Source organism: Streptomyces sp. ID05-26A, assembly GCF_033794685.1.
Lineage (GTDB): Bacteria > Actinomycetota > Actinomycetes > Mycobacteriales > Pseudonocardiaceae > Lentzea.
Genome location: NZ_JARAYZ010000003.1, coordinates 344,465 through 363,741 on the forward strand (window position 1 = coordinate 344,465; position 19,277 = coordinate 363,741).

Here is a 19,277-nt window from a genome sequence, read left to right on the forward strand (position 1 = left end):
CCAATAATGACTGGCGGACGTGACACGTCCGCACCCCCAGACGTCGTGTGGCTCACGCGCCTCCGAGGCTGCCACGGCATAGAAGTTCCCTATACCGCCAAAAGGGGTGTGCAACTGAGGCCCATGAATGCTCAGGAAAAAGGGGGACAGAAATTCACGCGCCGCGCGGCGGATGTACTCGAAGCAATTCCCGAGCGCCTGTTCGTGATGATTTTCACGGTGCGGCGAGCGCCTCCGTCGGAGTGAGCCGCGAGGCCCGCACCGCCGGGTAGACCCCGGCGGTCACCCCGGTGACGACGGCCGCCCCGAGCCCCGCCAGCACCATCTCCACCGGGATCACCGCGGGCCAGTCGTGCGCGAACGCGTACCCGGCGGTCCCGGCGAGCCCCAGCACCACGCCCGCCGCGCCACCGAGCACGCACAGCACGACCGACTCGGTGAGGAACTGCGTCCTGATCTGCCCGCGATGCGCCCCGAGGGCACGGCGGAGCCCGATCTCGCGCTTGCGTTCCAGCACGGAGATCACCATGGTGTTCGCGACCCCGATGCCGCCGACCAGCAACGCCACCCCGGCGAGGCCCAGCATCAGCGCCGAGAAGGTGTTCTCGGTGAGCCGCTTGGCGGTGAGCGCGTCGGACGGGCGGCTGACCCGCACCTGCGCGGGCTGTTCGGGGTGGACGGTCTGCGGCAGCACCGCCCGCACGTCGTCGATCGCCGGCTCGTCCGCGCGCAGGTAGAGCACGGTGGGCCGGTCGTCGAAGCCGAATCCGCGAGCCGACTCCCAGCCGACCAGGGCCGACCGCTCGACCTCCGGCGCGAGTGGCAGGGGAGCGAGGATCCCGATCACCGTGAACCACGTGTCGTTGATCCTGACCTGCGCGTCCGGGGCGGTGATGCCGAGCCGCGCCGCCGCGATGTCGCCCAGCACGACGGCCGGGAACGCCGAGGTGGCCTGGTTGAGGAACGTGCCGGTCCGGACGTGTCCGTTGAGCGTGTCCAGGAGGTTGAGCTTGGCCGCCAGCACCGTCAGGCCGGACGTCTCCGAGTCCGGGATCCGGTCGGAACGGCGGATCACGGCGTGGGTGTTCGCGACGGCGCTGACGTCGTGGGCGGGCCCGATGCGCTCGACCATCGCGACGGAGTCCGGCGGCAGCGACGCGGGCTCGTTGTCGAGGCCGGTGGCGGCTTCGGCGCGCAGCAGGTTGGTGCCCAGCACGGCGAACTCCTCCATCAGCGCGGCCCGGCTCGACGCCGGGATGCCCGTCACCACGACGAGCGTGGCGATGCCGATGGAGATGCCGAGCGCGGACAGCACGGCCCGCATCGGCCTGGTCCGCAGCGGGGACAGGGCGAGCAGGAGGAGGTCGGCGGGGGTGAGCCTGGTGGGGCGGACGTCGTGGGATTTCGTGCGAGGAGCGGTGGTCACGCTCCCACCGTGGTGTCGAGCGGGGCGGGTCTGGGACGCGTCGCTCACGCGGGCACCCCCGCGCGAATGCGGCCGTCCCGGATCTCCACCTGGCGCGGCAACCGGGCCGCCACCTCACGATCGTGCGTGATCACCGCGAGCGTCGTGCCCTCGCGGTTCAGGTCGAGCAGCAGGTCCAGCACCGCGCGCCCGGTGGCCGTGTCCAGCGCTCCGGTCGGTTCGTCGGCGAGCACCAGGGCGGGGCGGTTCACCACGGCGCGGGCGATGGCGACGCGTTGGCGTTCACCGCCGGACAGTTCGTGCGGCCGGTGCCGGAGCCGATGACCGAGGCCGACGCGGGTGAGCGCCTCGGTCGCCATCGCTGTCCGCCACTTGCGCGGGGTGCCGGCGTAGAGCAGGCCCGTCGCGACGTTGTCGATGGCGGTGAGGCCGTCCGCGAGGTGGAACTGCTGGAACACGAAGCCGATCCGCCGCCCGCGCAACGCGGACAGCCGCCGGTCGGACAGCGTGGAGATGTCGTGCCCGTCCAGCATCACCGTGCCGCTCGACGGGCGGTCCAGAGTGCCCAGCAGGTTGAGCAGCGTCGACTTGCCCGAACCCGACGGACCGACGATCGCGACGGCCTCACCTGCTTGCAGTGCAAGGGAAACGCCGTCCAGGGCACGCACACCGCCCGCGTATTCCTTGACAGCGTCGAGAACCTGCAGAACCGGGGTCACGACGTCGTCACCACCTGCACGCCCTCGCTGACGCCACCACCGCTGATCTCGACGAGCCCGCCCGCGAACAGGCCGGTCTTCACCGCGAGCAACGCGCCCTCCTTCGTCTGCACCGCATAACCACCCTCCCGCAACGCCAGCAGCGCGGTCACCGGCACGGCCAGGACGCCCTGCCTCGCGGTGCTCGTCAGCCGCAGGCGCACCGGGCCCGAGTCGAACTCGCCGACCTCGGTGTCGAGGCCGATGTCCACGGCGATCACCGGGATCTCCTCGCCGTTGCCGTTCTTCCCGGACTTCGCCTCGGTGCTCACGGACCGCACGGTTCCCGTGGTCTCGGTGCCGTTGGGCAGCACGACGGTGACCTTCAGGTCCTTCGTGAACACTTCGGCCTGCCGCGCGTCGATCGAGGCGTCCACGGCCTTGCCCGTCGCGGTCACGGTCATCAGCGGGCCCTCGCCGGACGCCGACAGCGTCGCGGTGACCCCCTCGACGCGGACCTTCCCGGCCAGCACGACGACGTCACCGGGGTCGAGCACCCCGCTCTCCTCGACCTTCTCGGCCTTCTGCCACCGCTTGACCGCGTCAACGGTGGCCTGGGTGAGTTCGTCCGGCGCACCACCGAGCTTGTAGCCGAGGGCGCCCAGGTTGTCCTTCACGGTCTTCACGTCCGGGCCCTTGATGCCGGCTTTGCCGAGCTTGCGCCACAACGGGGTCTCACCGAAGAACAACCAGACCGGGCGGTTGTCCACTTTGTACACCGCGCCGCCGCGGTCGAGCACCGCACCGGGAGCGGGGAGCCACGTGAGCGTGCCGGGACGGCGTCCGGTCACCTCCTGCGAGGCGCCGAAACCGAGCGTGGCCTTGAACTCCCGCACGTCGGTCAGGTCGGTCTTCACCACGGCGACGGTCTTCGGCGCCGGGGGTGGAGCGGTCTGGGCGGGAGCACGACGCGTCCAGGTGAGCGCCACCACGCCCGCGACCAGGACCACCACGGCGACTCCGCCGATGATCCACCGCTTCACTTGCGCCCTCCGCCGAAGACTTCCTGCTCGCAGTCCTTCTCGATCTTGCGGCGCTCCTCCTCCGGCAGGGTCTGCTCGCCGTCGTAGGTCCAGCTGCCGGGCTCGGTCTCGATGACCTTCATGCCGCGGCTGTTGATGCACTGGACGTTCTTGTGCCAGTTGTCCTTGAACGTCGGGTTGTCGGAGTCCATCTCCCACGGCGGCAGCGGCCACTTCTTCGCGCACGCCTTCCACGCCTCGTCGCTGTACTGCGCAGGCCGGAGGGTGCCCGCGGGACCAGGACCGGTGCCCGTCGCGTTCGGGTCGTTCTCGGCGAGACAGAGAGTGTGCGCGTCGTAGTACCGCTTCTTCTCCTCCTCCGTCATGTCCATGCGCAACCGCGGCTGCTCACCGTCGGACGGCGGCGGCGCGGCGTTGGAGGAAGGGGCGACGACCCCGGACGACTGCAGGGACGCGACGTTCGAGGACGGCGGAGCGGACTGGCCGCACGCGGACAGCAGCAGCACGGCGGCGCCGATCAACAGCCTGGGGTTCATGGCGGCGATGCTGCCGGGCGGTTGTGAGGAAGATGTGCGCTCAGCGTGCCGGGAGCGTGATCGTGAACGCCGTCCCGCGCCCGACCTCGCTCTCCACCGCGATCGTGCCACCGTGAGCGTTCACCAGCGCGTGCACGATCGCCAGCCCGAGCCCGCTGCCGCCGGTGTCGCGGGTCCGGGAACGGTCCGCGCGCCAGAACCTGTCGAACACGTGCGGCAGGTCCTCGGCGGAGATGCCGGAGCCCGTGTCGTGCACGACGATCCGGCCGCTCTGCGCGGACAGCCGGACCGATCCGTCCGCGGGCGTGTAGCGGAAGGCGTTCGTGACGAGGTTCGTGAGCACCTGCCGCAGCCGCACCGGATCCGCGGTCACCACCCCACCGCCCTCGGTCACCAGTCCGGGATGGGCGGCGGCGAGCTGGTCGAACAGCTCCCGCAGGTCGACGGGCTCGGGGTGCAGCCGCAGTTCGCCGGCGTCGGCCTGCGCGAGGTCCTGCAGGTCGTCGACGAGGTGCTGCAACACCAGCGCCTCGTCGAGCAACGACGTGAGCGTCGTGCGGTCCAGCTCGACCAGGCCGTCCCGCGCACCCTCGAGCCAGCTGCGGATCGTGCCCAGCGGGTTGCGCAGCTCGTGGGAGATGTCGCTGGTCATGGCCTTGCGCTGGGCGTCGGTGCGGGCCCGGTGCGCGGCCATGTCGTTGAACGCCCGCGCGAGCTGGCCGATCTCGCTGCGCGACCGGATGTCGACCCGCGCGTCGTCGCCGTGCCGCAACCGTTCGGCGGCGGCGGTGAGCGTGCGCAACGGCCTCGTCATCCGCAACGCGACCAGCACGCTGACGCCGACGGTCAGGACCAGCACGATCGCGGCGACCAGCACCACCCGGCCGACGTCGAAGTTCACGACGGTCGCCTGGGTGGTCCGGCCCGCCGGATCGGTGACGAACAGGAGCGCGGGCGGTGCCACGTAAGGCGCCAACTGAGCCCGGCGCGCGCTCGTCAGGCACTCGGTGCTGGAGGCGACGGGCTGCCAGGACGCGTTCATCCTGAGCTGCTCGGCGGGCAGTCCGCGCCGGCGCAGGCAGTCGTCGAGGCGCACGCCGAGGTCGTTGAACGCGGCCGACTCCCCGAGGGTGAGCGTGCTCAGCCGGGTCTCGATCTCCCGGCACGAGGAAGCGGCGGGAGCGGCGGTCGTCCGGTCCACGTTCACGATCGGACGGCCCCAGGCGGTCGTCGTGGTGTCCAGCTGCGCGGCCGCACCCCGGCAGCGCACCTGGAACGCCCGCGCGTCCTCGGCCAGACTCGCTTTCTCGCGCTCGGTGAGCTGGAACGGGCCCGCGATCCGCGCGTCGATCCGGTCGGCGGGGGAGTCCGGGGCCAGGGCGAGGTCCAGTTCCAGCGGGTTGATCACCGCGGACGGCAGGGCGGGCAGCTGACCGGGGTCGAGGTTCGTGCCGGTGTCGGCGATGACCTCGCGATCGGTCGTGGTGAGGATCAGCCTGCCCTTGCCCGGACCGAGGCCCACCCCGCTCCAGTCGCGGTGCTCGACGGCGAACGTGATCAGCTCCCGGTACGTGGCGGCGTCGCCCGCCAGCGCGTTGCCGAGCTCCTGCCTGATCGAGGTCGACGTGCTCTGGGCGGCGAGCCACGCGGCCGCGGTGATCGAGCAGAGGGCGACGAGCACGGACGCGGCCAGCAGCCGCGCCAGGACGCTATGCACCGGAGCCGTCCACCAGCTTGTACCCGACGCCGTGCACGGTCAGCAGGTACGCGGGTGTGCGCGGGTGGACCTCGATCTTCTTGCGCAGGTTCATGACGTGCGCGTCGATCGTGCGGGCGGTGATGTACCCGTCGAGCCCGTGCACGGCGCTGAGCAGCTGGGCGCGGCTGAACACCCGGCCGGGACTCACCGCCATCGTGTGCAGGATCCGGAACTCCGACGCGGTGCACTCGACCGCGCCACCCCGCACCTCCACCTCGTGCCGGTCGGGGTCGATGCTCAGCCCACCGAGCGTGATGCCGTTCGTCGCCGGGCGCTGGACCCGCCGCAGCAACGTGCGCACGCGCGCCACCAGTTCGCGCGGGCTGTACGGCTTGGTGACGTAGTCGTCGGCGCCGAGGTCGAGCCCGTGCAGCAGATCGTCCTCTGTGGACTTCGCGGTGAGCATGAGCACCGGGACGTCCGACTCGTTGCGCAACGTGCGCACGACTTCCAGTCCGTCCAGCTTCGGCATCATCACGTCGAGCACGAGCAGGTCCGGCGGGTCGCGGCGGACCTCGTCGAGCGCGGCGGCTCCATCGTGGACGATCCGCACCCGGTAGCCCTCCTGGCGCAGGTACCGCCCGAGCATGTCGGCCTGCATCACGTTGTCCTCGGCCACCAGCACGCACATGCCCATGCGTCGCAACATAGTCACTCGTGCCGCCGCCGCACGGGATGAGGACTCCTTCCGCACAGGATCCGCACAACTCGCTGCCACGGTCGGCTCCATGCGAATACTGAGCGTGGTCGCGTTGCTGCTTCTCGGTGTGCCGGGCGTGGCAGCGGCTTCTCCTTCCGATTCTGACGTGGTCGTGCACGATCTCGACACGAACGGCGTCGCGGCCCACTGGACCCCCGAACGGATCGCGGCGATGCCGGTCGGTCCGTCCGCACCACCCGGAACACCCGCGGTCGACGACTCGACCGGCGCCCCCGCCCCGAACAGCCGGACCATCGGCCGCCTCTTCTTCGTCGACCGCGACGGCGAGGACTCGAGCTGCACGGCGACCGTCGTGGTGAGCGCCAACAAGCGCACCGCGGTGACGGGCGGGCACTGCGTCCACACGGCGAACCTGGCGGGGTTCGACCCCAGGTGGCACTCGAAGATGCTGTTCGTGCCGGGGTTCCGCGACGGTGCCCGGCCGTTCGGTGAGTTCGTGGTGCGCAGGGCGGTCGTGCACCGGACGTGGATCACCGACGACCAGCGGTCCGAGTTCGACCAGGCGTTCCTCGTGCTGGACAAGCCGTCTCCCGTGAGCGAGCACATCGCGTTCGACCGGCCCGCGGACCGGTTCGCGCGCGAGTACGGCTACCCGCGTGCGGCCGGGCAGCCCGGTCACCAGGGCAGGCCGGAGTTCACCGGTCAGCGGCTCGCGCAGTGCTGGGGCGTCCCCGCCCTCAACGCCGGCAGTCCCGGGGAGAACCTGTGGGGAGTGCCCTGCGACATGGGCGGCGGCTCCAGCGGCGGGCCCCGGATCAGCGGGAACGCGGTGGTGGGTGTGAACGTCCAGAGCTTCTTCCAGGACGCGAACGGCCAGGAGTGCCCGATCCGCCAGTGCGTGCGGCACCTCGGCGGGGCGCAGTTCACGGGGAAGATCACGGCGCCGCTGTACCAGCGCGCGCAGTGGAGCTGACGGTCACTTCTTGCGGCGGGCGGCCGCGAACCTGTCGGCCGCCTCCCGCAGGTCCACGACGGGCGGTGGGTAGTCGAGGGCCTTGAACTCCTCGTCGGGCAGCGTCCACGGTTCGTGGACGTGATCTGGGTCGAGATCGGCCAGTTCGGGCAGGTAGCGCTTCACGTAGGCGCCGTCGGCGTCGTAGCGCTTCGCCTGTGCCAGCGGGTTGTGCACGCGGTTCGGCCGGGTGTCGGTGCCCGTTCCCGCGACCCACTGCCAGTTCATCTGGTTGTTCGCGAGGTCGCAGTCCACCAGCAGGTCGGCGAAGTGCCGGGCGCCGCGCCGCCAGTCCAGGTACAGGGTCTTGCACAGGAAGCTCGCCGTGACCAGGCGGGCGCGGTTGTGCATCCAGCCCTCCCGGGAGAGCTGGCGCATCGCCGCGTCGACGATCGGGTAGCCGGTGCGGCCGTCCCGCCACGCCGCGAAGTCGCGCTCCGAACGACGCCACCGGTCGTCGCGGGTGCGGTAGTCCTTCGTGGCGGACTCGGGGCGGGCGGCCAGCACCTGGTGGTGGAAGTCCCGCCACGCCAGCTGGCGGGTGTAGGCGCGGGCGCCTTCGGACGCGGTGCCGACGCGGTCCAGCAGCTCGGTCACCGACACCGTGCCGAAGTGCAGGTGCGGGGACAGGTGCGAGGTCGCGTCGGCGGCCAATGCGTCGTGCACCTCGGCGTAGTCGTCCACGCCGGTGCGAGCCCAGCTCGTCATCAGCTTCCGGCCCGTGGTCTCACCGCCCGCGGCCAGGTCCGGCGACGGGGTGCCGCCGCGCAGTTCCGGCAGGTCACCGCTGATCTCGGGGGTGGTCACCCGGCCCGGTGCGCGCAGGACACCGCGGCGGTGCACGGTCTCCCACCTGCGGAAGTACGGCGTGAAGATCGCGAAGTGGTCACCGCCGCCGGACGGGGTGAGGGACAGGGGCGGGACGGCGTTGATCGAGGCGTCGTGCACGTGCAGGTCGACGCCGAGTTCGCGCAGGGCCTCTTCCCTGCGACGGGCGTGGTTGCTGACGTCGGCCGCGACGTGGACCTCGGTGACGTCGTGTTCCCGGACGATCCGGGCGACCTCGTCGGCGGGCTTTCCCCGGCGCACCACCAGCCTGCCCCCGCGTTTCCGCAACGACGCGTCCAGATCGGCCAGGCAGTCCGTGAGGAACGCGGCGCGGTTGGCGTTGAAGAACGACGACGAGACGATCGCGTCGTCCACCACGAACAGCGGGACGCACCGGTCCGCCGTGGACGCGGCGTGCAGCACCGGGTTGTCGTGAACCCGCAGGTCACGGGTGAACAGGGCGATCGACGTCCTCATCGGACAGCGGTACCCGGCGGACCGGTTCCGCAACCGCGCGGTCACCTGTTCGTGGAACCGCGGTTGCGGCGGCCCGGAAACGGGCACGTCATGCGGGTGACGATCGACCACGGCGAACCTCAGTACCTCGACCGCGAGGCACAGGAGTTACTCGACCCGCACCACCACCGCGCGAGCCTGCACGTCGGCGACCAGTTCGTCGTCGATCCCGGCCAGGTCCTCGACAACGTCGCGATGGCGATGGAACGGCTCGACCTCGACACCAGCACACCGGTCAGCATCGAGGACGACGTCGCCACCCTCGAAGAACTGGTCGCGGTGGTCGACCACTTCGGCAGGGGACCGGCTCTCGTCGCCCACACCCTCAACACCGCGGCACGCGTGATGAACGCCCGCTACCCCGCGGAACTCGTCCGCCACCCGCTGCCGCCGGACTGCGACCTGCGCCGGCTGTTCCACGCGGACGTCGACGAACGCAGCCAGGACACCGCGCGGGCGCTGTTCAACCAACGACTCGCGCGGAGTTCGGACGTCCGGGACACGGAGATCGCCGTGGACCTCGACGAACTCACGTCGCAGCAACGCATCGAGGTGTTCATGGCGGTGTTCTTCCTGTACGGCACGAAGATCGGCGCGTTGCAGAACCGGACCGGCATCCGATGAGGTGCCTCGTGATGGGCGCGACCGGACACCTCGGATCACGTCTCGTGCCAGAAATGGTCCAGCACGACCACGACGTGGCCGTGCTGGTCCGGGACAGCGCCCAGTCGACGAGGTTCCCCACCAACGTGATGGTGCACGTCGGTGACGCCACGGATCCGCGGGCGGTCCGGGAAGCCTTGGCGGGCAAGGAACTCGTCTACTTCCTCGTGCACTCGCTGGACCGGCCGGACTTCGCCGAGGTCGATCGTGGGGCCGCCGCCGTGCTGGCGGACGCGGCGGCGGAGGCGGGGGTGCGGCAGATCGTCTACGTCGGCGGGCCGCGTCCCGGTGCCGCCGGCCTCTCCGGTCACCTGGCCTCCCGGGCCGAGGTCGGCGACGTCGTGACCGCGGGTCCGGTGCCCGCCCTCGTCCTGCAGGCACCGATGATCATCGGTGCCGGTTCGACGAGCTTCGAGCTGCTGCGGTCGTCCGCGCGCGTCGTGCCCTGGGTACCGGTGCCGTCGTGGATGCACAACTCCAGCAGGCCGGTCGCCGCCGACGACGTCGTGCACTTCCTGCTGGCCGCCGCCAACCTCCCCGAACCGGTCGACGGCGTGTACGACGTCATCGGCCCGGAGAAGCTCAGCTACCTCGACCTGGTCCAGCGGTGCGCACGGGTGCTGGGACTGCCGGTCCGGCTGCCGCTGCCCTCACCCCTGTGGTCGCACAAACTCGCGGCCCAGGTCGCCGGGCTGGTGACGCCGGTGTCGGCGATGGTCGCGGAACCGCTGTTCGCGTCGCTCGACCACGACCTATCGGAGTCCGGACCGTCCGCCACCGACGTGCTGCCGCCACCTCCCGACGGCATGACGAGCGTCGACAACGCCATCCGCGCCACGACCGCCCAGGAGACCGGCCAGGCCGACGGCGAGGTGTTCACCGAGGAACGGACCGTGCTCACCGAGGTGTCACCGCAGGACGTGTGGAGCGCGGTGAACACCCTGGGAGGCGACGACGGCTGGCACACGATCCCTCTGGTGTGGACGGTCCGGGGAGCGATCGACCACCTCTTCGGCGGCGTCGGGCTCTACCGGGGCCGGGCTCCCGAGATCGCGGAGGGCGACGTGGTCGACTTCTGGACCGTCGTCCACCGCGACGACGAGGCTAGGCGGCTCGTGTTGCGCGCGGACATGAAGATGCCCGGCCACACGCTCCTCGACATGCGCGTCGACCGTCAGGGCGACCGCACGCGCTACCGGCAGAAGGTCACGTTCACCGCCGACGGACTGGTCGGCCGGCTGTACTGGCTCGCGCAGAAACCGTTGCACGACATCGTGTTCGCCACGATGGCCAGCGGAATCGTCAGGAAGGCGTCGGCGGCGTGACGGTGAGGTCCGGTGCGAGGGCGGCGATCAGCTCGTAGCTGTGACGACGGTCGGCGTGGTGGTAGATCGGTGAGGTGATCATCAACTCGGGCGTGCCGGTCTCGTCGAGCACGGACTGGAGCTCGCGCGTGATCTTGTCCGGTCCGCCGACGAGCACGCGGCCGTCGTCCGGCAGCGCGGACGTGTCGTGCGGGCTGGGCAACAGGATTCGCGTCCCGTCCTGACGGCTGCGCACCTTCGTCCTGATCGGCCCGGCGAGCCACTCGGCGCGTTCGTCGTCGTCCGCGCAGATCACCGCGACGCTCACGAGGTCCGCCGCGCAGGTGAGTGCGGGGCTGAGGTGCCGGGCGAACGCGAACGGGACGCCCAGCGCGGCGGCCAGCCCCGCCGTGTCCGGTGACGACCCGAGCAGCCACAGTTCCGGCACGTTCCCGCCCCGGACCGGCACGGCCGTGGTGGCGGCCGGGTCGAGCAACGTCCGCAGTTCTTCGAGTTGGTCCCGGTACGGCCGGTCGGTGCGGCGCAGCGACGCCACCGCGGACGGCGGACTGCCCGGCGCGCGGCCGACACCGAGGTCGATCCGGCCGGGGTGCAGGGCCGCGAGCGTGCCGAACTGCTCGGCCACGACGAGCGGCGCGTGGTTGGGCAGCAGCACGCCGCCCGAGCCGACGCGCAGCCGTGAGGTGACGGCCGCGAGGTGCGCCACGAGCACGGCCGGCGCGGTACCGGCGACTCCGCGCATGCCGTGGTGCTCCGGCACCCAGTACCGGTGAAACCCCAGCTCCTCCGCCAGTTCGGCGAGATCGGCCGTGTTGTGCAACGCCTCGCGCGGCGTCGAGCCCCGCACGATCGGCGACGTGTCCAGCACCGACAACCGCAGCCCCATCTCCGGGAGGCTACGGTGGCGGCCTGATCCCGAGCACCACCGGAGAAACCCAGGATGCACGTGCACCACACCGTCGTCGACTCACCGGTCGGGCCGCTCACCCTCGTCGCGGAGGGGGAGTCCCTGCTGGGCCTCTACTTCGACGGCCACCTGCGCACCCCACGCCTGACCGACCTCGGCCCGCGCACCGACACCGGGTTCGACGAGGTGCGCCGCCAGCTGGACGAGTACTTCTCCGGGCAGCGGCGGGAGTTCGACCTCGACCTGGCGCCTCGCGGGTCGGAGTTCGAGCGCCGCGTGTGGAAGCTGCTGACGGCGATTCCCCATGGAGAGACCCGAACCTACGGACAGCTGGCCGCCGAGCTCGGTGACCCGGCGGGCGCTCAGGCCGTGGGCAACGCCAACGGCTGGAACCCGATCAGCATCATCGTTCCCTGCCACCGCGTGGTCGGCGCGCGCGGCAGCCTCACCGGTTACGCGGGCGGCCTGACCCGCAAGCGGTTCCTGCTGGAGCTGGAAGAACCTCCCGCGGAGGAGGACGGCCGCCTCTTCTGACCGGTCAGAGCCGGTCAAGGAACTCGACCGCAGCGGGCCCGCCAGGCCCGGCCACCCGTACCGCCCCGGACACCACGACCAGCCGGACGAGCCGATCACCGAGCGTCCCGAGGTACCGGCCGTCGGACGGCAACGCGGTCCCCGGCGGCACGGTGACGACACCGCCGGACAGCACACCCTCCACCCGGTGCGGCCTCCCGAGCACGGCAGCGGCGGCACGGACGTCGCCGTCCCGCACCAGCTCCCGCACCCGAGTCGACGAACACCCGTCCACCAGGTCGACGCCGAACGCCGGTAGTCCCAGCTCCCGCACCGTTTCCACGGTCCCGGCGCCGCGATGCCCGAACGTGAAGTTCGTCCCGACCACCACGGCCTCGGCGTGCAGCGCCCCGACCAGCACCTCCGACACGAACTCCGAGGGTGACAGCGCGGCGAGCGAGCGGGTGAACGGCAGCACCAGGATCGCCTCCACCCCGAGGGAGTGCCCGAGCCGGGCACGCCGGTCGACCGTGCTCAGAGCGGACGTGTCCCGCGCCAGCCCCAGCACGCGCGCCGGATGCGGGTCGAACGTCACCAGCACCACCGGCCGGGGCCCCGCGACCTCCCGAGCGGCCGAGATCAGGCGGGCGTGCCCGCGATGGACGCCGTCGAACACCCCGATCGTGACCACGCACCCCGGCCAGTCCGGCGGGACGTCCGCCACCGACCGCCACACCAGACCTTCCCGGACAGCCGTCATGGTTGTGCCGCCAGATCAGAGGGATGTGTCGCCAGCGGCGTCACCTGAACCGTCATGTACTGCCACAGCGGTAACGACGACAGGAACGCGTGCAGCTCGTCGTTGGACGGCACGTCGAAGACGCTGATGTTGCTGTACTGCCCGACGACGCGCCACAGATGCGGCCACACGCCCAGTTTCTGCAGCTCCAGCGCACGTTCCTTCTCGGCGCGCACCAGCTCGGCGCGGTCGTTGGGGTCCATGTCGTGGGGCAGGGAAACGTCCATCCGCACGTGGAAGAGCACGGTCACCTCCTGGTGAAGGCCGCGACGGCCGCGGGGTTCAGCTCGACGCCGAGCCCCGGGCCGACCGGCAGGTGCAGGTCGCCGCCGTCGTAGCGCAGCGGCGTGGCCAGCAGCTCCTCGCGCATGAGCAACGGCCCGAACAGCTCGCTGCCCCACGTCACGGCCGGTGAGGCGCAGGCGAGGTGCAGCGACGCCGCCGTGCCGACCGGGCTCTCGATCGAGGTGCCGCCGTGACAGGGAATACCCGCCGCGGCCGCGATCGAAGCGATCGCCGCCGTGGCGCGCAGCCCGCCGGACTTGGTCGTCTTCAGCGAGAACACGTCCGCGGCCCGCAGCCCGGCCAGCCGCAGGGCGTCCGACGGCGTGCGCAGCGACTCGTCCGCCATCACCGGGATCGGCAACGCCCGGTTGATCTCCGCGAGCCACTCGACCTCGGCACCCGGCACGGGCTGCTCGACCAGCTCGACCCCCGCGTCGGCGAGCATCGGCAGGTAGCGCAACGAGGTCAGCCGGTCCCAGCGCGCGTTGATGTCGACCCGCACGCCCGCGACGTCCCGCAGCTTCTCCGCGATCACGCACACCCGGCGCACGTCGTCGGCCGGGTCCTGTGCGCCCATCTTGAGCTTGAAGCTGCGGTGCCCGAGGTCGAGCTTGGCCATCGCCTCGTCGATGACGACGTCCGCCGGCTCGGTGCCGAGTGCCCACGTCACCGGGATCGACGTCCGCGCGAGCCCGCCGAGCAGCGTGTGCACCGGCACGCCCAGCGACCGCGCCCACGCGTCGTGGAGCGCGACCTCGACCGCGGCCTTGGCGTACAGGTTCGCGTTGACCACGTCGTTGACGGCCTGCAGGATGCCCGCGATGTCGTCGACCCGGCGGCCCAGCAGCAGCGGGGCGATGTACTGGTCGATCACCACCTTCATGGTCTCGACCGACTCGCCGCCCCACCACGGCCCGCCCGGCACGACACCCTCGCCGAGGCCGGCCGCCCCGCCCGCGGTCCGGACGTGGACGAGCAGCACGGGCTGCGCGTCCATCCCGGTGCGGGCGAAGCGGTGCGGCCGGACGAGCGGGACGTCGAGCAGGACCGTGTCCACGCCGTCGATCAGCAGATCGTTCATGAGGGCTCGAGCACGAAGTCGTACGTGACGCGCTGGTCGGACGGCGTGAGAACGAGTTCGGGCTTCACGGCCTCGGCGACGTCGCTGTCGACGAACTCACCGCCCGCGAAGTAGAGCTGCGTCGTGATCGGCCGATGCCCCGGGGCACGCACGATGAGGTGCAGGTGCGCGGGCCGCCACGGGTGCCAGCCCGCCGCGCCGATCAGCCGCCCGGTCGGCCCGTCGGTCGGGATCTGGTACGGCGCGGGCTGCACGGTCGTGATCTCGAACCGGCCGTCGGCGTCGGTCACCACCACGGCGCGGAGGTTCCCGGACGGGATGTCCGGCGCGAACCCCGAGTAGTAGCCCTGGGAGTCGGCGTGCCAGACGTCGAGCTCGGCACCCGCCAGCGGCTGCCCGGCCAGGTCCGTCACGCGGCCGGAGAACGTGAGCGCGTCGCCCTTCTCGTCGTCGCGCATCGGCAGCGTGCAGACGGCGGGCAGCGACACCTGGTCCGGCAGGTGGTACGGGCCGAGGATGCTGCCCTTGGTGCCGTCCTGCGTGCGGGCGGCGACCTCCTCGACGACGTGCTCCACGAACACGTCCAGGAACAGCGGCCACTCGCCGCCCTCGCCGAGGTCCATGAGCCACTGCTTCGCGGCCTGGAACTCGGGGTAGGTGACGTCGTGCTCGCGGATCGCCGAGTGCACGGCCTGCAGGACCGCGGTGGCCACAGTGGACACGCGCTCGGCGGGGACGGCGACGCCTTCCCTTGCGGTGGAACGGAAGTTGGCGCTGGCGGACGCACCGGAGTCCGCTGCGGTGGGGGACTGGACGGCAGTCATCGGGAGGTCACCTTCCGTTCAGAGAGGTCGCGCCGGGGTTGAACAGGTCGGGAACGGTCCAGCCGTTGAGGTCGTACTCGGCCATGCACTGCTCGGCGAACCCCTTCATGGAGTCGGCCATGCCGGACTGCTGCGCGGCGAACAGCATCTCGGCGCGCACACCCTCGTGGTTGCCGGAGTAGTTGCGTTCGTAGAGCTCGTGCCGGCCGCCGAACTCGCTGCCGATCGAGTCCCAGATGAGCTTCATCAGCTTCACGCGTTCGACGGCGTCCATGCCGTTCGAGCCGCGCACGTACTTGTCGAGGTACGGCCTGGTCTCGTCGGACATGAAGTCCTTCGCGGACGACGGCAGGTAGATCAGCGCGGAACCCATGTCCTGCATGATGATCTCGCGGATCCGCGGGTAGCCGACCGTCATGAACCACCGGTAGGCGAGCCCGAAGTCCAGGTGCGGCAACACCGCGCCGTCGACCCACTCGTCGGGCTTCGCGCACATCGCCTCGGACAGCGCGTGGAACAGGTTGCGCCACCCGATGACCTCGCCGACGCGGGTCTGGATGCCGCGGAAGTCCTTGACACCGGTGGCTTCCACGCCCTTGAGCAGCAGGCCGGCGATGAAGTCGAGCTTCACCGACAGGCGTGTGACGCCGTGGAACGTGAAGCGGTGCAGGAACCCGGAACCGGGGAAGAACGTGCTGGCCTTCTCGGCGTCGCCGTAGATGAAGACGTTCTCCCACGGGATCTTCACGCGGTCCAGCACGAAGATCGTGTCGTTCTCGTCGAACCGCGACGACAGCGGGTAGTCGAACGGCCCGGTGGTCTTGTCCACGTTGGCGGCGTAGGAGTTGCGGCAGATCAGCTTCATGCCCGGCGCGCCCATCGGCACCGTGCAGACGAGCGCGAACTCGCGCTTCTTGATCGGCAGTCCGTAGTGCGCGATGAAGTTGTAGTTCGTGATCGCCGAACCGGTGGCGACCACCTTCGCGCCCGAGACGATCAGGCCGTCGTCGCGTTCCTCCTCGACGTGCATGAACACGTCGCTGACCTCGTCGGGGTTGCGGTTGCGGTCGACCGGCGGGTTGATGATCGCGTGGTTCCAGTACAGGACCTTCTCCTGCGACTCCTGGTACCAGCGCCGGGCGTTGTCCGCGAACGGGTTGTAGAAGTCGGCGTTGGCGCCCAACGTGCCAAGGAACGCGGCCTTGTAGTCGGGGCTGCGGCCCATCCAGCCGTAGGTCATCTTCGCCCACTCCGCGATGGCGGCGCGGTCGGCGTAGAGGTCGGCGCTGCTGCGGGGCGTGCGGAAGAACGGGTGCGTGAAGCCGCTGCTGCCGGTGTCGGTCGGCGCGGTCAGCACGGCCTGCTTGTCCGGGTCGTGCAGCGCGTCGTACAGACGGGCGGTCATCCGGACGGAGTTGCGGAACGCGGGGTGGGTCGTGACGTCGCCGACCTTCTCGCCGCCGAGGAAGATCTCGCGTCCGTCCCGGATGGACTCGATGTACTCCTCGCCGGTCATCGGCCGGGTCGTGCGTTGCTGCTGCTGCGTGGTCATGCCTAACCCTTCAGCGTTGAAGTGGTTCGCAGTGGGGCGAAGCCGGAGCCGAACCACCCGATGTCCGGGCAGTCGACCGAGCTCATCCAGTGGTCCGCGGTGCGTTCGGCGATCTCGCGGAACGCACCACCGAAGAACAGCAACGGATCCGCGTCGCTGGTGCTGAGGTGCGCGACCTCCCCGATGACGATCAGGTGGTCGCCGCCGTCGTACGTGCGCCAGGGCAGGCACGAGATGGTCGCGGCGGTGCCGAGCAGGACGGGGGCGGTCGGCCCGTCGGCCCAGCGGGGTGCGGGCCCCTGGGGGCGGCCCGCGAAGGTCCACGCCACGCCGATCTGGTCGGCGGCGAGGACGTTGACGGCGAACGGCTTGTCGTCGAGGAACCGGCAGGCCTTGGACTCGCGGGTCAGCGTGACCTGGCACAGCGCCGGTTCGAGCGAGATGGCCGTGAAGGCGTTGACGGTCGCGCCGTGCGGCTCTCCGTCGTCGTTGCGACAGGTCACCACGGTGACACCGGTGGCGAACCTGCCGAACCCGTTGCGGATTGTGCGGTGATCCAGAGTCATCTCCCGCTCCCCCTGTACGCTGTGCGTACAAGCTGTACGCCTTGCGGTTACATGAGGGTGCACCGGCGGTGCGGCCGTGTCAACGGTGGTGGTGCGGAAAGATGGGGCGATGACCAGCGGGCCGGACGAGCGCGACTTCATCCAGAGCATCGAGCGAGGGTTCGCCGTGCTGCTCGCGTTCGACGAGGAACGGGTCAGCCCGACCCTGGCCGAGCTCGCCGCCGCGACCAACCTCTCGCGCCCGGCCGTGCGCAGGATTCTCCTTACGCTGCAACGGCTCGGATACGTCCGCAACGACGGCACGAAGTGGACGCTGTCCCCTCGTGTGCTGAGCATCGGCCAGCACTACTCGGCGTCGCACGCGATGATCGAGATCGCCCAGCCGCACCTGCTGGAGCTGTCGGCCAAGACGGGCGAGTCGGCGTCACTGGCCGAACTGGACGGACGGGACGTCGTCTACGTCGCCCGCGTGCCGGTGCGGCGGATCATGAGCATCAACGTGTCCGTCGGCACCAGGATCCCGGCGTTCGCGACGTCGATGGGCCGGGTGCTGCTCGCCTGGGCGCCGGACGCCGTCGTCGACGAGGTCGTCGCGGGAGGCCTGCCCGCGCTGACCCGGCACACGGTCACCGGCGGCGACGCGTTCCGCGCCGCGCTGCGGCAGGTTCGCTCGGACGGGTGGTCACTCGTGGCGGAGGAGCTGGAGATCGGGCTGCTCTCGGTGTCCGCGCCCGTCCGCGACCGCACCGGGGAGGTGGTCGCCGCACTCGCGTCCTCCACCTCGGTGGGGCGATCATCTGTGGAGGAGGTCCGCGGCGAGGTCGTGCCGTTGCTGCTCGACGCCGCGGAACGGATCAGCGCCGACCTGGGGCACAAGAGCTCCTCGCGGCGTGAGGGCTTCTACTGACGGTTACTCGAGGAGGACGGATGTCCGCTCGGCCGCGGGTCCTGGTGATCGGTACCGGGTTCGCCGGATTCCACTGTCTGCGCAAGCTGGAGCGCACACTGCCCGAGGACGCGGCCGAACTGGTCGCGATCAACCCCGTCGACTACATGCTCTACATCCCGCTGCTGCCCGAGGTGGCGGGCGGTGTGCTCGACCCGCGCCGGGTGGCGGTGCCGCTGCGGAACAAGCTCAAGCGCACCAAACTCGTGCTGGGCGCGGCGACCGGCATCGACCTCGCCGGGAAGTGCGTCCAGGTGACCGACGTCGAAGGCCGTTCGTCCGCGAGGTCGTTCGACAAGCTGCTGATCACGTCCGGCAGCGTCACGCGGCTGCTCTCGGTCCCCGGTGTCGCCGAGCACGCCAAGGGCTTCCGGACCATCGCCGAGGCCATCCACCTGCGCGACCACGTGCTGCGGCAGCTGGAACTGGCCGACCAGTCCGACGATCCCGAGGAACGCCGTGCGCGGTGCACGTTCGTCGTGGTGGGCGCGGGTTACACGGGCACGGAGGTGCTGGCGCAGACGCAGTTGCTGACCCAGGACGCCTGGCGGCACCTGCCCGGCCTGAAGGACGTCCCGCCGCGGTGGATCCTCGTCGACATCGCGCCGCGCGTGCTGCCCGGCCTGGACCCGCGGTTGTCCAAACCCACCGAGAAGGTGCTGCTCAAGCGAGGCGCCGAGGTCAAGCTGGAGACCAGTCTGAAGGAGATGACCGCCACGTGCGCGCGCCTCTCCGATGGCAGCGAGATCCAGACACGGACCGTGGTGTGGTGTGTCGGCGTGCGGCCCGATCCTCTGGTCAGCACGTTGAACATGCCCGCGACCAACGGCCGCATCGACACGGACACGTACCTGAAGGTCTGCGACGACGTGTGGGCCGCCGGTGACGCCGCCGCCGTGCCCGACCTGGTGCGACCCGGCGAGATCACCGCCATGACCGCCCAGCACGCCGAACGCCAGGGGAAGACCGCGGCGAACAACATCGCGGCGTCGCTCGGCCACGGCACGGCCCGCGAGTACCGGCACAAGGACCTGGGGTTCGTGGTCGACCTCGGCGGCTGGCAGGCGGTCGCGAACCCGCTGGGCGTGCCGCTGACGAGCCTGCCGGCCAAGGCCGTGACCCGCGGCTACCACCTGATGGACCTGCCGTACGGGCGGTTCCGGACGGCGGCGAACTGGATCACGGAACTGGGCGCCGGACGGCAGATCACGCACTTCGGCGTCGTGCCGGACCGGGGGATCACGCTGGCGCAGGCCGACCTGCCACCCGCGGCCGCCGGGCACTGAGATGCTCCGGGGGAGGGTGGACGCAGGACCGTCCGCCCTCCGCACGCCCCG

The 19,277-nt window shown here is 70.9% G+C and carries 20 protein-coding genes; 6 read left to right on the forward strand and 14 right to left on the reverse strand.

The features are described 5' to 3' along the window. Positions 1–214: 214 nt before the first annotated feature. From PV646_RS28985 to PV646_RS29010, 6 genes are read right to left on the reverse strand one after another with little or no spacing between them, the layout of a single operon-like run. On the reverse strand, positions 215–1,426 hold the full coding sequence (locus PV646_RS28985; RefSeq protein ID WP_500345453.1) for an ABC transporter permease: 1,212 nt from the start codon (positions 1,424–1,426) through the stop codon (positions 215–217). A 44-nt stretch (positions 1,427–1,470) separates the two neighbouring features. Then, entirely contained in the window at positions 1,471–2,145 is a 675-nt protein-coding gene (locus PV646_RS28990; RefSeq protein WP_500345454.1) for an ABC transporter ATP-binding protein, read from the reverse strand. Then, positions 2,142–3,167, reverse strand: coding sequence for a peptidoglycan-binding protein (locus tag PV646_RS28995; protein ID WP_500345455.1), 1,026 nt, complete (start codon positions 3,165–3,167; stop codon positions 2,142–2,144). The genes PV646_RS28990 and PV646_RS28995 overlap by 4 nt, the downstream gene beginning before the upstream one ends. Further along, positions 3,164–3,703 carry a hypothetical protein gene (locus tag PV646_RS29000; RefSeq protein WP_500345456.1) on the reverse strand — a complete coding sequence of 180 codons (540 nt, stop codon included), beginning with the start codon at positions 3,701–3,703 and terminating at the stop codon, positions 3,164–3,166. Before PV646_RS29000 ends, PV646_RS28995 begins: the two co-directional genes overlap by 4 nt. Positions 3,704–3,743: 40 nt before the next feature. After that, positions 3,744–5,420 carry a sensor histidine kinase gene (locus tag PV646_RS29005; RefSeq protein ID WP_500345457.1) on the reverse strand — a complete coding sequence of 559 codons (1,677 nt, stop codon included), beginning with the start codon at positions 5,418–5,420 and terminating at the stop codon, positions 3,744–3,746. After that, positions 5,413–6,093: a response regulator transcription factor gene (locus PV646_RS29010; protein ID WP_500345859.1), complete on the reverse strand. Its 681-nt coding sequence runs from the start codon at positions 6,091–6,093 to the stop codon at positions 5,413–5,415. Before PV646_RS29010 ends, PV646_RS29005 begins: the two co-directional genes overlap by 8 nt. Positions 6,094–6,190: 97 nt before the next feature. Between PV646_RS29010 and PV646_RS29015 the strand changes: the two genes are divergently transcribed. Further along, on the forward strand, positions 6,191–7,096 hold the full coding sequence (locus PV646_RS29015) for a trypsin-like serine peptidase (protein WP_500345458.1): 906 nt from the start codon (positions 6,191–6,193) through the stop codon (positions 7,094–7,096). Positions 7,097–7,099: 3 nt separating this feature from the next. Here the strand turns inward: PV646_RS29015 and PV646_RS29020 are convergent, their stop codons facing one another. Beyond that, positions 7,100–8,440: a cryptochrome/photolyase family protein gene (locus PV646_RS29020; protein WP_500345459.1), complete on the reverse strand. Its 1,341-nt coding sequence runs from the start codon at positions 8,438–8,440 to the stop codon at positions 7,100–7,102. 90 nt (positions 8,441–8,530) lie between these two features. On the opposite strand from PV646_RS29020, the gene PV646_RS29025 reads away from it, so the two are divergent. Continuing rightward, positions 8,531–9,103, forward strand: a complete 573-nt coding sequence (locus tag PV646_RS29025) for a hypothetical protein (RefSeq protein ID WP_500345460.1) — start codon at positions 8,531–8,533, stop codon at positions 9,101–9,103. Positions 9,104–9,114: 11 nt separating this feature from the next. Beyond that, positions 9,115–10,467: a DUF2867 domain-containing protein gene (locus tag PV646_RS29030; protein WP_500345461.1), complete on the forward strand. Its 1,353-nt coding sequence runs from the start codon at positions 9,115–9,117 to the stop codon at positions 10,465–10,467. Here PV646_RS29030 and PV646_RS29035 read toward each other — a convergent pair. Next, positions 10,445–11,353 (reverse strand): LLM class flavin-dependent oxidoreductase, encoded by a 909-nt coding sequence (locus PV646_RS29035; RefSeq protein ID WP_500345462.1) that lies wholly within the window; start codon positions 11,351–11,353, stop codon positions 10,445–10,447. The two genes, PV646_RS29030 and PV646_RS29035, sit on opposite strands and share 23 nt — an antisense overlap. A gap of 54 nt (positions 11,354–11,407) precedes the next feature. On the opposite strand from PV646_RS29035, the gene PV646_RS29040 reads away from it, so the two are divergent. After that, positions 11,408–11,908 (forward strand): methylated-DNA--[protein]-cysteine S-methyltransferase, encoded by a 501-nt coding sequence (locus PV646_RS29040; protein ID WP_500345463.1) that lies wholly within the window; start codon positions 11,408–11,410, stop codon positions 11,906–11,908. Between the two features lie 4 nt (positions 11,909–11,912). Here the strand turns inward: PV646_RS29040 and PV646_RS29045 are convergent, their stop codons facing one another. From PV646_RS29045 to PV646_RS29070, 6 genes are read right to left on the reverse strand one after another with little or no spacing between them, the layout of a single operon-like run. Then, positions 11,913–12,647, reverse strand: coding sequence for a bifunctional riboflavin kinase/FAD synthetase (locus PV646_RS29045; protein ID WP_500345464.1), 735 nt, complete (start codon positions 12,645–12,647; stop codon positions 11,913–11,915). Further along, positions 12,644–12,931 (reverse strand): muconolactone Delta-isomerase, encoded by a 288-nt coding sequence (gene catC / locus PV646_RS29050; protein WP_500345465.1) that lies wholly within the window; start codon positions 12,929–12,931, stop codon positions 12,644–12,646. The genes PV646_RS29045 and catC overlap by 4 nt, the downstream gene beginning before the upstream one ends. Before the next feature lie 2 nt (positions 12,932–12,933). After that, positions 12,934–14,052 (reverse strand): muconate/chloromuconate family cycloisomerase, encoded by a 1,119-nt coding sequence (locus PV646_RS29055; RefSeq protein WP_500345466.1) that lies wholly within the window; start codon positions 14,050–14,052, stop codon positions 12,934–12,936. After that, positions 14,049–14,876, reverse strand: coding sequence for a catechol 1,2-dioxygenase (catA, locus tag PV646_RS29060; protein WP_500345467.1), 828 nt, complete (start codon positions 14,874–14,876; stop codon positions 14,049–14,051). The genes PV646_RS29055 and catA overlap by 4 nt, the downstream gene beginning before the upstream one ends. A gap of 7 nt (positions 14,877–14,883) precedes the next feature. Further along, entirely contained in the window at positions 14,884–16,428 is a 1,545-nt protein-coding gene (locus PV646_RS29065) for a 4-hydroxyphenylacetate 3-hydroxylase family protein (RefSeq protein ID WP_500345468.1), read from the reverse strand. Between the two features lie 2 nt (positions 16,429–16,430). Beyond that, entirely contained in the window at positions 16,431–16,994 is a 564-nt protein-coding gene (locus PV646_RS29070; RefSeq protein WP_500345469.1) for a flavin reductase family protein, read from the reverse strand. Between the two features lie 109 nt (positions 16,995–17,103). Between PV646_RS29070 and PV646_RS29075 the strand changes: the two genes are divergently transcribed. Together PV646_RS29075 and PV646_RS29080 are read left to right on the forward strand one after the other, a co-directional pair. Continuing rightward, positions 17,104–17,901, forward strand: coding sequence for an IclR family transcriptional regulator domain-containing protein (locus tag PV646_RS29075; protein ID WP_500345470.1), 798 nt, complete (start codon positions 17,104–17,106; stop codon positions 17,899–17,901). A gap of 20 nt (positions 17,902–17,921) precedes the next feature. Then, positions 17,922–19,226 (forward strand): NAD(P)/FAD-dependent oxidoreductase, encoded by a 1,305-nt coding sequence (locus PV646_RS29080; RefSeq protein ID WP_500345471.1) that lies wholly within the window; start codon positions 17,922–17,924, stop codon positions 19,224–19,226. Positions 19,227–19,277: the final 51 nt, after the last annotated feature.

Bases quoted from the DNA above. Each gene is read 5' to 3' on its own strand.
- PV646_RS29000 (WP_500345456.1), bottom strand. From the start codon at position 3,703: ATGAACCCCAGGCTGTTGATCGGCGCCGCCGTGCTGCTGCTGTCCGCG.
- PV646_RS29010 (WP_500345859.1), bottom strand. From the start codon at position 6,093: ATGTGCGTGCTGGTGGCCGAGGACAACGTGATGCAGGCCGACATGCTC.
- PV646_RS29015 (WP_500345458.1), top strand. From the start codon at position 6,191: ATGCGAATACTGAGCGTGGTCGCGTTGCTGCTTCTCGGTGTGCCGGGC.
- PV646_RS29020 (WP_500345459.1), bottom strand. From the start codon at position 8,440: ATGAGGACGTCGATCGCCCTGTTCACCCGTGACCTGCGGGTTCACGAC.
- PV646_RS29025 (WP_500345460.1), top strand. From the start codon at position 8,531: ATGCGGGTGACGATCGACCACGGCGAACCTCAGTACCTCGACCGCGAG.
- PV646_RS29030 (WP_500345461.1), top strand. From the start codon at position 9,115: ATGGGCGCGACCGGACACCTCGGATCACGTCTCGTGCCAGAAATGGTC.
- PV646_RS29035 (WP_500345462.1), bottom strand. From the start codon at position 11,353: ATGGGGCTGCGGTTGTCGGTGCTGGACACGTCGCCGATCGTGCGGGGC.
- PV646_RS29040 (WP_500345463.1), top strand. From the start codon at position 11,408: ATGCACGTGCACCACACCGTCGTCGACTCACCGGTCGGGCCGCTCACC.
- PV646_RS29045 (WP_500345464.1), bottom strand. From the start codon at position 12,647: ATGACGGCTGTCCGGGAAGGTCTGGTGTGGCGGTCGGTGGCGGACGTC.
- PV646_RS29055 (WP_500345466.1), bottom strand. From the start codon at position 14,052: ATGAACGATCTGCTGATCGACGGCGTGGACACGGTCCTGCTCGACGTC.
- catA (WP_500345467.1), bottom strand. From the start codon at position 14,876: ATGACTGCCGTCCAGTCCCCCACCGCAGCGGACTCCGGTGCGTCCGCC.
- PV646_RS29065 (WP_500345468.1), bottom strand. From the start codon at position 16,428: ATGACCACGCAGCAGCAGCAACGCACGACCCGGCCGATGACCGGCGAG.
- PV646_RS29070 (WP_500345469.1), bottom strand. From the start codon at position 16,994: ATGACTCTGGATCACCGCACAATCCGCAACGGGTTCGGCAGGTTCGCC.
- PV646_RS29075 (WP_500345470.1), top strand. From the start codon at position 17,104: ATGACCAGCGGGCCGGACGAGCGCGACTTCATCCAGAGCATCGAGCGA.
- PV646_RS29080 (WP_500345471.1), top strand. From the start codon at position 17,922: ATGTCCGCTCGGCCGCGGGTCCTGGTGATCGGTACCGGGTTCGCCGGA.